General features: G+C 69.9%; 6 protein-coding genes. 5 read left to right on the top strand and 1 reads right to left on the bottom strand.

What is annotated here, in order from left to right:
- Nucleotides 1-37: 37 nt before the first annotated feature.
- The gene (locus BM252_RS03485) at nucleotides 38-1,723 is read right to left on the bottom strand and encodes a methyl-accepting chemotaxis protein (RefSeq protein WP_093383716.1); all 1,686 of its coding nucleotides are present in this window, start codon (nucleotides 1,721-1,723) and stop codon (nucleotides 38-40) included.
- A 292-nt stretch (nucleotides 1,724-2,015) separates the two neighbouring features.
- On the opposite strand from BM252_RS03485, the gene BM252_RS03480 reads away from it, so the two are divergent.
- The 5 genes from BM252_RS03480 (at nucleotide 2,016) to ligA (ending at nucleotide 12,373) form a co-directional block, all read left to right on the top strand.
- The gene (locus BM252_RS03480; RefSeq protein WP_093383714.1) at nucleotides 2,016-4,421 is read left to right on the top strand and encodes a DUF1631 family protein; all 2,406 of its coding nucleotides are present in this window, start codon (nucleotides 2,016-2,018) and stop codon (nucleotides 4,419-4,421) included.
- Between the two features lie 180 nt (nucleotides 4,422-4,601).
- A complete protein-coding gene (locus tag BM252_RS03475; protein WP_245774068.1) occupies nucleotides 4,602-5,210 on the top strand; it encodes a phosphatase PAP2 family protein in 609 nt (202 codons plus the stop codon).
- A gap of 118 nt (nucleotides 5,211-5,328) precedes the next feature.
- Nucleotides 5,329-8,856: a chromosome segregation protein SMC gene (gene smc, locus BM252_RS03470; RefSeq protein WP_093383708.1), complete on the top strand. Its 3,528-nt coding sequence runs from the start codon at nucleotides 5,329-5,331 to the stop codon at nucleotides 8,854-8,856.
- Entirely contained in the window at nucleotides 8,853-9,974 is a 1,122-nt protein-coding gene (locus tag BM252_RS03465; protein WP_093383706.1) for a cell division protein ZipA C-terminal FtsZ-binding domain-containing protein, read from the top strand. Before smc ends, BM252_RS03465 begins: the two co-directional genes overlap by 4 nt.
- 35 nt (nucleotides 9,975-10,009) lie before the next feature.
- Nucleotides 10,010-12,373, top strand: coding sequence for an NAD-dependent DNA ligase LigA (ligA, locus tag BM252_RS03460; RefSeq protein ID WP_093383703.1), 2,364 nt, complete (start codon nucleotides 10,010-10,012; stop codon nucleotides 12,371-12,373).
- The last annotated feature ends 29 nt before the right edge of the window (nucleotides 12,374-12,402 follow it).

The raw sequence follows: 12,402 nt of genomic DNA, 5'->3' as shown, positions 1-12,402 counted from the left end.
CGCCGCGCCTTGCGGCGGGGTGTTTCCGGTGATGCAATCATGCGATTCTGCTCAGGCTTTCGCTATCGGAATTCCACTCGGCCGCTTGTAGGAGGCGGCCTTGCGCCGCCCGCCCGGCCGCCCCCGGCCCCGGCGCCGCAGGGCGGGCCGGCGCGGCACGGCGCGCCGCGGCGGCGGCGTCGGCCACGGTGAACACGGCCATCAGCTCGCCGAGGTGTTCGGTCTGTTCGCGCATGGCGGCGGCGGCGGCGGCCTGGCGCACCAGGGCGGCGTTATGTTGGGTGGCCTGGTCCATGGACGCGATCGCCTGGTGCACCTGGGCCAGGCCCTCGGTCTGTTCGGCGCTGGCCAGGGCGATCTCGCCGACGATGGCGCTGACCCGCTGCACGCCACCGACCACCTGCTCCATGGTGGCGCGCGCCTTGTCGGCCAGCTCGGTGCCCAACACCACCTGGCCGACCGAGTCGTCGATCAACACCTTGATCTCCTGCGCCGCCGCCGCGCTGCGCTGGGCCAGGCCGCGCACCTCGGCGGCGACGACGGCGAAGCCACGGCCCTGCTCGCCGGCGCGGGCCGCCTCGACCGCCGCGTTCAGGGCCAATATGTTCGTCTGGAAGGCGATGCCGTCAATCACGCCGATGATTTCGACGATCTTCTTCGAGGCGGTGTTGATCGAGGCCATGGTGCCGACCACCTGCTGCACGTCGGCGCCGCCGCGTTGGGCCACCGTCGAGGCCGAGTCGGCCAGGGCGCTGGCCTGGCCGGCGTGCTCGGCGTTCTGCCGCACGGTGGCGGTCAGCTGCTCCATCGAGGCGGCGGTCTGCTCCAGCGCGGCGGCCTGCTGCTCGGTGCGGTTGGACAGGTCCTGGTTGCCGCTGGCGATCTCGTCGGCGGCGCCGCCGATCACGGCGGTGCCCCGGCCGACCTGGCCGATCAGCTCCAGCAGGCTGTCGTTCATCTCCTGCATGGCCTGCAGCACTTGGCCGGTCTCGTTGGCCGGTTGCGGCCCGATGCGCGCGCCCAGGTCGCCGCCGGCGATGCGCCGCGCCATCGCCACCGCCTCGCGCATCGGGCCGACGATGGAACGCGCCAGCCACAGCGCCAGCGTGGCGCCCAGCACGGTGCTGGCCACCAGCAGGGCGGTGGTGACCAGGCGCGCCTGGTCGTACAGCCGGTCGGCGGCTTGCGCCGCGCGGCGGCCGCCGGCCAGGTCGTGGGCCACCAGCAGGTCGATCTGCGCGACCATGGCGAGGAAGTGCTCGCGCATCGTGGTGTTGTACAAGACCAGGGCCAGCGCCTTCTGGTCGTTGCCGGACAGGTTCAGCAGGCTGACTTGCTCACCGGCGAAATCGGCCCGCAGCGCGTCCAGTTGGCGGGCGTAGCCGCGGGTCTGCTCCTCGCCCTGGCGCTCGATCAGGCGGCGGCAGTCGTCGCGCAGGACCAGCATGGCGGCGGCCACCTTGTCGCGGTACTTCGCCATGCCCTCGCGGTCGCTGGCCAGGATGTGCTGGGTCTGCCATTTGCGGATTTCCTGCAGGTCGTTCTTGAGCGAGAGCACGGCCATGATCTCGGGCAGCCAGCGCTGCGAGATCACGGCGGAGGCGTCGTCGATGTCGCTCATGTGCTCGAGCGAGCCGACGCCCTGCAGCACCATCAGGCCGAGAACAAAGGCGAACGCCGCGAGCAGCTTGTGGGCGGTCTTCAAATTGTGCAGAAAGGACATGGCAACCTCGGCGAAGGACGGGAAGGGGACAGCCAGCTTGTCATGTTAGGCAATGCGCAAGCTTGATTCTTGTGCAGCGTCAAGTGTGGTTCGGCGTTGGCGCAATGTGTTTCAAAACAGAAAAAATGCCCGATTCTCGCCAATTGGTTCACTTTGCCCATTGCCTTGTGGCAACGCTGTGTGAAAATGGAGGTGGGCGTTCAATGTTTAGTTGGCTGTTCCGTTAACACCTTGCATCTTGTCTTTTGTCCAAGCAGCACAACGCGGCGCTTGCCCCGCCGCCAGGCCGACCATGATTTCTTCCTCGCCGAGCAGCGCGCCGCCGCCACCGCCCAAGCCGGTGTCGCCGCGCCATGCCCTGCTGGAGGAGTTGATCGGCATCGCCTGCGGCCACCTCGACGCCCAGCTGCCCGAGCTGGCGACGCGGCTGGCCGGCGCCCTGATCGACGCCCGCGACGGCGACCCCGCCACGCTGCAGCAGCGCATCCGCGCCGGCAATCTGCTGCGCAACCGCAACTACGCCTTCCTCCACCTGGCCAAGCTCGCGCTCGAGCGCGCGCTGCGCCAGGAAATGGCCCAGCTGGCGCCGGCGCCGGCGGCGCGCGCGCGGCCGGCCGCCGAGCCGCTCGGCCTGGTGCCCTACGAGGAGATGGATAGCCGGGTGGCGCTGGGGGCCTTGTGCAAGCCCTTCGAGCTGTTGCACGCCGACGTACTGCAGACGCTGAGCGTTCGGCTGGCCTTCCTGTTCGAGCGCGACATCCTGCGCCCCGGGCAGAACCCGTTCCGCCCGGAGGTGTGGCTGCAGGCCCTGCAAGCCGGCTGGGCCGAATTCGCGCCCGACGCCGATCTGCGCCAGCTGCTCGCGCCGCTGTGCAAGCCCGGCCTGTTCTTCGAGCTCGGGCCGATGCTCGAGGCCCTCAACCTGGCCCTGCAGCGCAAGGGCGTGCTGCCCGGTGCGGCGGCCGGCCGGCCGGTGCGCAAGGCCGACGCGCCGGCCCGTCCGGCGGCGCGCCGGCGCGCCGATCCCGCCGCGTTGGCGCAGCAGTTGCGCCAGTTCTTCGCCGCCGGCGGCGAGGACGCCGCGCCGGCCGAGGCCTTCGACCTGAGCATTCCCGACCTGCCCAACCTGCCGCCGGGCGGCGCCCGGCCGTGGCGCCAGGGCGCGGCCGAGGGCTTCCACGCCGGTCAGGACAACCGCATCGCGCAGCGGCAGACGCTGGTCGGCGCCAAGCGGCCCTTGCTGAGCTTGTTGGCCCAGCTGCAGCAGGCCCTGCCGGCGCCGGCGGCCGGTGGATTCGTCGATGGCCCGGGTGGCGGCGCTGTCGGCCACGGCGCAGCGAGCGGCGACGGCGCCACGACCGGCGGCGCCAACCCCGGCGGCGGCCATGGCGCCGGCGGCGGGCGCCGCGACGCCGCCTCGGCCAAGGTGTTCTACCTGCCCGGCATCAAGGACAGCCTGCCGCGCGGCAGCCTGTCGCGCGCCGACGAGAGCACCATCGACCTGTTGGCGGCGATCTTCGAGACGGTGTTCGGCGACCAGAACATCGCCCAGGAGATCCGCGACCTGATCCATCTGCTGCAGATCCCCGTGTTGAAGGCGGCGCTGGTCGACCGCGATTTCTTTTTCCAGGAGGAGCACCCGGCGCGGCGCCTGATCGACCTGCTGTCGCGGCTCGGCTGGGAGCCGCGCCGTGGCCCGGACGACCCCTTGTTCCAGGCGATGCGGCGCAGCGTGGAGCGGGTCGGCCGCGACGACGCCGACGAACGCGCCGTGTTCGCCGCCGCCGTCGACGAGCTCGAGGCCTCGGCGCGGGCGGCGGCGCAGGCCGAGGAGAGCGCCGCCGCCAGCGCGTTGGCCGCGCCGGTGGCCGTCGCGCTCAAGCAGGAGAAGCTGGCGCAGGCCGGCCAGCAGGCCAAGAGCGCGGTGGCGCTGCGCCTGGGCAGCGGCGAGGTGGTGGCGGTGCTCGAGGCCTTCCTGGAAAACAAATGGGTCGACGTGCTGACCATCGCCTACAGCGTCGAGGACGACAAGCCCGGCGCGGTGGGCAACGCCACCCGGGCGATGGACGAACTGATCTGGAGCGCCAAGCCGAAGCTGCGCGCCGACGAGCGCAAGCGCTTGATCGCCATGCTGCCGGGGCTGCTGGCCACGCTCAACAAATGGCTCGACATCGTGCAGTGGCGCGACGCCGATCGTCTGCAGTTCTTCGCCGAGCTGGCCGAGTGCCACGCCTCGATCGTCCGCGCCCCGCTCGACATCACCGCCGAGCGCCAGCTCGAGCTGGCCATGGAGGCGGCGCGCCAGTCGGCCGAGCGGCGCGCCGAGCGGCAGGCGGCGCAGTTGGCGGCGGCGGACGCGGCGGCGCCGGCCGAGGCCGGGGCGGCCGAGGCCGGCGTCGAGGTGGCGGCGCTGGCGCGCGGCATGTGGCTGGCCTTCGAGGAGCCGGACGGCACGCGGCGCAAGGTCAAGCTGGCCTGGATCAGCCCGCTGCGCACGCTGTACATATTCGCCACCGGCGCGCGGCAGGAGGCGTTTTCGATGTCCGGCGCTGCGCTGCTGGAGCGCTTCCGCGCCGGCGGGGTGCAGGTCCAGCTGAGCGAAGGCGTGGTCGGCCAGGCCTTGAGCCGGGTGCTGGCCGGCGCCGCCCCCGGGGAAGACCCGGACGCGGCGGCGGCCGCCACGCGCCGCTCGGCCTGAGCGGCGATAAAAAATGATATTTCCCACGCGCAATATTCGGTAGAATGCGGGCAAATGTGGTTCAATGATGCACCGCCGCAAAAGTATCACGCCGCTTTCCGGCCGGGCGGCGTCGTCAAACCATTGTTCGCAGGGCAAACTTTTTTACTGGATTTTATGATTTGGTGGCATTTTTTAAGTGTGTTGGGCGGCCTCTCGGTCACCGGTCCCCTGGGCATCGCCATCGCCGGCTGGCTGCTGGCGGGTAAATCCTGGCGCCTGACGCTGTCCTGGTGCTGGCTGTTCGGCATCGGCATGGCCCTGGTGGTGGCCACCAAGGTCGCCTTCATCGGCTGGGGCGTCGGCTCGGCCACGCTCGAGTTCGGCGGCATCAGCGGCCACGCCATGCGCGCCGGCGCGGTGTATCCGGTGGCCGGCTACCTGGCCTTCCGCCACGCCGGCGTGTCGCTGCAACGCCTGGCCGTGCTGGCCGGCGTGCTGCTGGCGCTGTTGATCGGCGTCTCCCGCCTGGAGGTGAAAGCGCATTCGATGTCCGAGGTGGTGGCCGGCTGCCTGCTCGGCCTGAGCGTGGCGGCGGCCTTCATCCGCCTGGCCGGCGCGGCGCCGTCGATGGCGCCGAGCCGGGTGTTGGTGGCGCTGTGCCTGCCCATCCTGCTGATCACGCCAAAGCTGGAGCCGGTGCCGACCGAGGAGTGGATGACCGGCCTGGCGCTGTATTTGTCCGGCCACGAGCAGCCCTTCACGCGCCACATGTGGCGGCAGATGCGCCTGCCGCCCGTGCTAGGCTGAGCGCGGCGCCGGCCGGGCGCCCCGTTTGCCTGTTTTTGGCCTGATTTGCCCCGTAAAATGGTATGATTAACCACTTATCCTTCACCTAAGGCCAGTCCTGGCATAGAACCTAAACAACGTGCGACTCTCTTCCATCAAATTGTCGGGATTCAAGTCATTCGTCGATCCCACCAATTTCCAGGTGCCGGGTCAGCTGGTTGGCGTGGTCGGTCCCAATGGCTGCGGCAAGTCGAACATCATCGACGCCGTGCGCTGGGTGCTGGGCGAGTCGAAAGCCTCCGAGCTGCGCGGCGAGTCGATGCAGGACGTCATCTTCAACGGCTCGACCCACCGCAAGCCGGCCGGCCGCGCCTCGGTCGAGCTGGTGTTCGACAACAACGACGGCAAGGCCGCCGGCCAGTGGGGCCAGTACGCCGAGATCGCCGTCAAGCGCACCCTGACGCGCGACGGCACCTCGACCTACTACATCAACGGCCAGCCGGTGCGCCGGCGCGACATCCAGGACATCTTCCTCGGCACCGGCCTCGGCCCGCGCGCCTACGCCATCATCGGCCAGGGCATGATCTCACGCATCATCGAGTCGCGCCCGGAGGAGCTGCGCGTCTTCCTCGAGGAGGCGGCCGGCGTGTCGAAGTACAAGGAGCGCCGCCGCGAGACGGAGAACCGGCTCAACGACACGCGCGAGAACCTGTTGCGGGTCGACGACATCCTGCGCGAGCTGAACGCCAACCTGGAGAAGCTCGAGGCGCAGGCCGTCGTCGCCAACAAGTTCCACAGCATGCAGGCCGACCAGGACGAGAAGCAGAAGCTGCTCTGGCTGCTGCGCAAGAACGAGGCCGAGGGCGAGCAGAAGCGCTGCTTCCGCGACATGGAGCAGGCCCAGACCGACCTGGAGGAACAGACCGCCAAACTGCGCCACGTCGAGCTGTCGCTCGAGCAGATGCGCCAGGCCCACTTTGCCGTCGGCGACCGCCTGCACCAGGCGCAGGGTCATCTGTACCAGACCAACGCCGAGATCGGCAGCCTGGAGGCGCAGATCAAGTTCGTGCTGGAGTCGCGCAGCCGGCTGCAAAACCAGCTGGCCACCCTGGCCGCCCAGCGCGACCAGTGGCAGAACCAGGCGCAGGAATACGCCGAGCAGATCGAGGAGGCCGAATTCAACCTGGAGGAACTGGCGGCCAAGGTCGAGCAGTCGCAGATGATGGCCGAGCAAAAGGCCGAGTCGCTGCCGGAGTTGGACGCCGCCTGGCGCGCCGCGCAGGAGCGCAGCACCGAGTCGCGCGGCCGCATCATGCAGGCGCAGCAGCAACTCGAGCTGGAGTCGGCGCAGCAGCGCAACGCCTCGAACATCCTGTCCGGCCTGGCGACGCGGCGCGAGCGCCTGCAACAGGAAAAGAACGGCCTGAACCTGCCCGACAGCAGCCACCTGGCCAACCTCAAGCTGCAGCTGGAGGAGAAGCAGCAGGCGCTCGAGGAGCAGGGCTACCACCTGGAGGAGGCGCTGGAGCAGCAGCCCTTGCTGGAGCAGGAGCGCCAGGCGGCGCAGGCCCAGGTCAACGCCGAGACGGCCGCCAACGCCCAGCTGGAGGCGCGCTTGAACGCGCTGCGCCAAATGCAGGAGCGGGTGCAGAGCCAGGGCAAGGTGCAGCCGTGGCTGCAAAAACACGAGTTGGACGGCCTGCCGCGCCTGTGGCAGAAGCTGCAGATCGAGGCCGGCTGGGAAACCGCGCTGGAGGCGGTGCTGCGCGAGCGCACCTCGGCGCTGCAAATGTCGAACATCGACTGGGCCAAGGCATTTTTCAACGACGCGCCGCCGGCCAAGCTGGCGCTGTACGCGCCGTCGACCACGGCGCCGACCGCCGCCGCCGAGCTGCCCGGCCTCAAGCCCTTCCTGTCGCTGCTGAAACTGAACGACCCCGGCCTGCGCGGCCTGCTGCAGGACTGGCTGCACAACGTCTACCTGGCCGAGGACGCCGCCGCCGCCTTCGCCGAGCGCGGCCTGCTGCCGGCCGGCGCCAGCTTCGTCACCCGCCAGGGCCACGTGGTGAGCCAGTCCAGCGTGCGCTTCTACGCCGCCGACTCGGAGCAGGACGGCATGCTGGGCCGCCAGCAGGACATCGACAACCTGAGCAAGCAGCTGCGCGCCCAGCAGATGCTGGCCGACGAGGCGCGCGCCCGCTCGGCGCGGGCCGAGGCGGCGCTGTCGCACAACACGCGCCAGCTGGCCGAGCTGCGCGCCAAGAGCCAGAGCCTGACCCAGGCCGTACACACCCTGCAGCTCGACGTGGTCAAGCTGTCCGAGGTCGAGGCGCGCTTCAACCAGCGCAGCGGGCAGATCGCCGCCGACCTGGCCGAGATCGCCGCCCAGGAGGCCGAGCAGATGCAGGCCAAGATGGAGTCGGAGGAAAAGTTCGAACAGCTCGACATGGCGCTCGGCGACCTGCAGGGCGCCCACGAGGACGGCCAGACCCTGTTCCTGCAAATGGAGCAGCGCCTGAGCGACGCGCGCGAGGCGCTGCGCGACCTGGAGCGCAAGGCGCAGGAGGCGCAGTTCGCCGAGAAGAGCGGGCGCAGCAAGATCGACGAGCTGCGCCGCAGCATCGCCACCGCCAGCACCCAGGCGGCGCAGGTGGCCGCCAGCCTGCTGGCCGGCCAGCAGGAGCTGGAGAACCTGGAGTCCGGCGCCGCCGCCGACGGCCTGCAGGACCTGCTGCAGCGCCGCACCGAGCAGGAGAAGGCGCTGTCGGACGCGCGCCACGAGCTCGACCAGATCACCCAGCAGCTGCGCGGCGCCGAGGAGGCGCGCATGCAGTCCGAGCGCAGCCTGCAGCCGCAGCGCGACAAGATCATGGAGATGCAGCTCAAGGAGCAGGCGGCGCGCCTGAACCAGGAGCAGTTCGCCGCCCAGTTGCTGGAGGTGCAGGCCGACGAGGCGGCGCTGGCCGGCAAGCTGCACCCGGATTTGAAACCGTCCTATTTGCAGGGCGAGGTGACCCGGCTGGGCAACGCCATCGCCGGCCTGGGCGCGGTCAACCTGGCCGCGCTCGACGAGCTGTCGCAGGCGTCCGAGCGGAAGAACTTCCTCGACGCCCAGAACGCCGACCTGAACGAGGCGATCAACACCTTGCAGGACGCGATCCACAAGATCGACAAGGAGACCCGCGAGCTGTTGCAGGACACCTTCGAGCGCGTCAACGGCCACTTCTCCGAGCTGTTCCCGATTTTGTTCGGCGGCGGCCAGGCGCGCCTGATCATGACCGGCGACGAGATCCTCGACTCCGGCGTGCAGGTCATGGCGCAACCGCCGGGCAAGAAGAACGCCACCATCCATTTGCTGTCCGGCGGCGAGAAGGCGCTGACGGCGACGGCGCTGGTGTTCTCCATGTTCCGCCTGAACCCGGCGCCGTTCTGCCTGCTCGACGAGGTCGACGCACCGCTGGACGACGCCAACACAGAACGTTTTTGCCGGATGGTCAAACGGATGTCCGGGCATACCCAATTCCTCTTCATCTCGCACAACAAGATTGCGATGGAGATGGCCAATCAACTGATCGGTGTGACGATGCAGGAGCAGGGCGTATCGCGCATCGTGGCGGTGGACATGGAGTCCGCCGCCCATTTCGCTTCCGAGGCACAAGCAGCATGACAGATCTCCAATTGAGTTTAATGGCGGCCGGCGGCGTATTCATCGTCGGCGTTTTTTCCTACAACAAGTGGCAGGAGCACAAGGCCAAGAAGAGTGTCGAACGCGCCTTCTCGTCCGACCACGACGACGTGCTGATGCGCGCCGGCGAGGCGCCGCTGGTGCGCCAGGAGCCGAGCTTTTCGAGCGACGAGGCCGCCACGCCGGCGCACGCGCCTAGCGCCGCGCCCGAGCACGCCGCCGGCGCGGCCGGCGCCGGCGCCGACGCCGCCACCGACACGCCCGCCGCGGCGGCGCCCGGCCAGGCCAGTCCGGAAGCCGACAAGGCCACCAGCCTGGTCGACCCGTTGATCGACTGCCTGCTGCCGCTGGCGCTGGAGGGCGCGGCGCGCGGCGAGAAGATCCTGCCGGCGCTGCAAACGCTGCGCATGGTCGGCAACAAGCCGGTGCACTACATCGGCCTGGCCGTCAGCGGCGAATGGGAACCCATCGTCCACGGCGGCGTCTACACCAAACTGCAGGGCGGCGTGCAGCTGGCCAGCCGCAGCACCGCCTTGAACGAGCTGGAGTACTCCGAGCTGGTGACGCGCCTGCGCGCCATGGCCGACGAGATCGGCGCCGAGCCGGAGATTCCGGACATGATCGAGGTGATGGCCGAGGCGCGCAATCTGCACCGCTTCGTCGCCGGCCACGACGCCCAGCTGGGCGTCAACCTGGCCAGCAACGGCGCGCCGTGGTCGATCGTGACCCTGCTCGGCGCCTTGGAGAAGCAGGGCTTCGACCTGCGTCCCGACGGCCGCTATGTGATGCCGGACGGCGAGGGCGGCCACTTGTTCACCCTGTCGACCAACGTCACCCTGGCCGAGGAGACCACCGCCCGCCTGACCCTGCTGCTCGACGTGCCCTGCGTGGCGCCGGCGCGCGACGGTTTCGGCGCCATGGTGGCCTGCGCCAAGTCGCTGGTCGGCCGGCTCGACGCCACCATCGTCGACGACTACAACCAGCCGCTGAGCGACGCGGCGCTGGCCGAGATCGCCGGCCAGGTGCAGGACTTCTACACCGAGATGAACGACGCCGACATCCCGGCCGGCTCGACCCGCGCGCTGCGCCTTTTTAGCTGAACAATAAAACCAAACACCAAAGCTGAACACCGCACATGAACGATACTAGCCACCAGGACGGCGCCGCGCGCGCCGCCTGGCTCACCGCCGAATTGAACCGGCACCTGCACGCCTACCACGTGCTCGACGCCCCCACCATCCCCGACGCCGAATACGACCGCCTGTTCGCCGAACTGCAGGCGCTGGAGGCGGCCCAGCCCGAATTGCAGGCGACCGATTCGCCGACCCTGCGGGTGGGCGCGCCGCCGCTGCCGCAGTTCGAGCAGATCACCCACACGGTGCCGATGCTGTCGCTCAACAACGGCTTCTCCGACGAGGACATCGAGAACTTCGACCGCCGCGTGCGCGACGGCCTGGGCGACGGCGAGGTCGAATACGCCGCCGAGGTCAAGTACGACGGCCTGGCCATCAACCTGCGCTACGTCGACGGCGTGCTGAGCCAGGCCGCCACCCGTGGCGACGGCTACACCGGCGAGGACGTCACGGCCAACATCCGCACGGTGCGTTCGATCCCGCTGCGCCTGAACAGCGCCACGCCGCCGGCCGTGCTCGACGTGCGCGGCGAGGTCTTGATGTTCAAGAGCGACTTTGCCGCCATGAACGCGCGCCAGCGCGCCGCCGGCAACAAGGAGTTCGTCAATCCGCGCAACGCCGCCGCCGGCAGCCTGCGCCAGCTCGACTCGCGCGTCACCGCCGAGCGCAAGCTGAGCTTCTTCGCCTACGGCGTCGGCGCGCTGGAGGGCGCCGAGCTGCCCGATTCGCACTCGGCGCTGCTGGCCTGGTTCCAGCAACTGGGCCTGCCGGTGGCGCGCGAGGCCGACGTGGTGCAGGGCCTGGACGGCCTGCTCGGCTACTACCGCCGCATCGGCGCCGAGCGCTCGGCCATGCCCTACGAGATCGACGGCGTGGTCTACAAGGCCAACCGCCTGCGCGACCAGCGCGCGCTCGGCTTCGTCTCGCGCGCGCCGCGCTTCGCGTTGGCGCACAAGTTCCCCGCCGAGGAGGCGCTGACCACCGTGCTGGCGATCGAGGTGCAGGTCGGCCGCACCGGCGCCATCACGCCGGTGGCACGGCTGGCGCCGGTGTTCGTCGGCGGCGTCACCGTCACCAATGCCACCCTGCACAACGAGGACGAGGTGCTGCGCAAGGATGTGCGCGTCGGCGACACCGTCATCGTGCGGCGCGCCGGCGACGTCATCCCCGAGGTGCTGGCGGTGGTGTTGGAAAAGCGCGCGCAGCCCGGACCGCCACGCTACGAGCTGCCCAAGCGCTGCCCGGTGTGCGACTCGCACGTGGTGCGCGAGGTCGACGAGGCCATCGCGCGCTGCTCCGGCGGCCTGTTTTGCTCGGCCCAGCGCAAGGAGGCGATCCGCCACTTCGCCGGGCGCCGCATGATGGACATCGAGGGCCTGGGCGACCGCTACATCGACAACCTGGTCGAGTACGGCAAGGTGCACCGCGTCGCCGACCTGTACCTGTTGACCATGGACGAACTGCTCGACATGAAGCGGCTGGCCGACGAGCGCGACGGCAGCACGCCCGAGACCGTCGTCCAAGGCAAGGTGGCCACCAAGTGGGCCGACAACCTGCTCGAGGCCATCGCCGCCAGCAAAAAACCGCCGCTCGAGCGCCTGCTGTTCGCGCTGGGCATCCGCCACGTCGGCGAGTCCACCGCCAAGACGCTGGCCGAGTGGCTGGGCCGCTTCGAGCTGGTGCGGCGCGCCCCGGTGGCGCTGCTGCGCGTGCTGCCCGACATCGGCGGCACGGTGGCCGTCTCGATCGCCGAGTTCTTCGCCGAGCCGCGCAACCAGGAGGCGATCGACGCCTTGCTGGCGCAGGGCGTGGCGCCGCAGGGCGAGCACGCCCCCAGCGCCCACCTGCGCGAGCAGCTCGACCCGGTCAAGCTGTTGGCCGCGCTGGCCATTCCCAAGTTGACCGAGCCGCGCAGCCGCCAGTTGATCGAGCAGGGCGTCACGCTCGACAAGCTGGCCGGCCTGACCATCTTCAATGTATGGGGCCTGCCGCCGGCCGTAGCGCAGGCGCTGGAGGAGTGGATGGCGCTGCCCGGCAGCCGCGAGCAGGTGCGCGCGCTGGCCGCGCTGCGCGAGGAGCTGCTGGCGCAACTGCCGGCGGCGGCGCAGCAGGGGCCGATGACGGGCAAGACCTTCGTCCTCACCGGCACCTTGCCCAACATGAGCCGCGACGAGGCGGCCGAGCTGGTCGAGGCGGCCGGCGGCAAGGTGGCCGGCTCGGTGTCGAAGAAGACCAGTTACGTGGTGGCCGGCGCCGAAGCCGGCAGCAAATTGAGCAAGGCGCAGGAGCTGGGCGTGGCCATCCTCGACGAGGCCGGCCTGCTGGCCCTGTTGAACGTGGGCGCGCCGCCGGCGGCCGCAGAATAAACCGCAACCGATAGCAAGGACGACAGACC

The organism is Rugamonas rubra (assembly GCF_900114705.1).
GTDB classification, from domain to species: Bacteria; Pseudomonadota; Gammaproteobacteria; order Burkholderiales; family Burkholderiaceae_D; genus Rugamonas; species Rugamonas rubra.
Note: the sequence above shows the minus strand (reverse complement) of the source record. Positions and strands in the feature narration are given on the sequence as shown.